This is a genomic window from Caballeronia sp. M23-90, from assembly GCF_053574605.1.
This window is the reverse complement of record NZ_JBSIPA010000877.1, coordinates 1-1,022: the sequence shown is the minus strand read 5'-3', so window position 1 is coordinate 1,022 and position 1,022 is coordinate 1. Positions and strand designations below refer to the sequence as shown.

The 1,022-nt window shown below is 59.8% G+C and carries 2 protein-coding genes; both read left to right on the top strand.

The annotated features are described in order from the left end of the window. The first annotated feature begins 64 nt into the window (after positions 1-64). On the top strand, positions 65-565 hold the full coding sequence (locus tag ACRXB1_RS36680; RefSeq protein ID WP_449494857.1) for a transposase: 501 nt from the start codon (positions 65-67) through the stop codon (positions 563-565). Then, on the top strand, positions 562-1,022 hold a 461-nt coding region (locus ACRXB1_RS36675; protein ID WP_449494856.1), incomplete at its 3' end, for a helix-turn-helix domain-containing protein. The genes ACRXB1_RS36680 and ACRXB1_RS36675, both read left to right, overlap by 4 nt.

Genomic DNA, 1,022 nt, shown 5'->3' with positions numbered 1-1,022 from the left:
CCCCCTGCGTCACAATAGATGTCGCCTCTGAATTTTCCCAATCCGAAGAACTCAGAGGTGCAGGTTGAATGCCAAACAGACGTATTCTGTCGAATTCAGGGAGCAGGCGCTGGCAAAGGTCTTGCAACGCGGCAACCGGTCCGTAGGAACGGTTGCCGCGGAACTGAACATGAACGTATTAACTTTGAGGAAGTGGATCCGCGTGTCTAACGCCGCAAACCGCAACCCAGGGCCAGTCGATGCACGGCGCCCGGAAGATTGGTCCTTGGAAGAGCGCCTGCTGGCATTGCAGCAGAGCCATGGACTGAGCGACGAGGCACTCAGCGCGTGGTGCCGTGAACGTGGCTTGTTTGTTCATCATCTGGACCAGTGGCGCGCCCAGTTCTGCTCGGGTAGCACCGCGAGCAGCGCGCGTGCAAACGCTCCGGAACTGCGCGAGCTGAAACAGGCCAATGCGCAACTGCAGCGCGAATTGAAACGCAAGGAAAAGGCTTTAGCGGAGGCGGCCGCGTTGCTGATACTTTCAAAAAAGTACCAGGCGCTGTTCGGGGACGAGGACGAATGAGCTCCCCCGAAGAGCGTGCGACATTGCAGGGGCTGATCGGCGAGGCGACTACAGCCGGGGCTCGTCAGGCACGCGCATGTGCTGTGCTCGGGCTAAGCGCGCGCACCGTGCAGCGCTGGCAAGGCGGCGGTTCTGAAGCAGTGGATGGGCGCGCCATACGCCATCATGATGCTGTTCACAAGCTGTCGGCCGATGAACGCGCTGAACTGCTGGCGGTGGCCAACTCTGTCGAATTCGCTCATCTGCCACCGAGCCAAATCGTCCCTCGATTGGCCGATCAGGGCCGCTACATCGCCTCAGAATCGACGTTCTACCGGGTGTTGCGTGAAGAGAAACAGCTTGCTCATCGGCGCAGTGAACGACCAGCGCGCGCCCGCAGCAAGCCTCGCGCAGTTTGTGCCGACGAGCCCAATCAATTGTTCAGCTGGGATATCACTTACCTGCCGACATCAGTTCG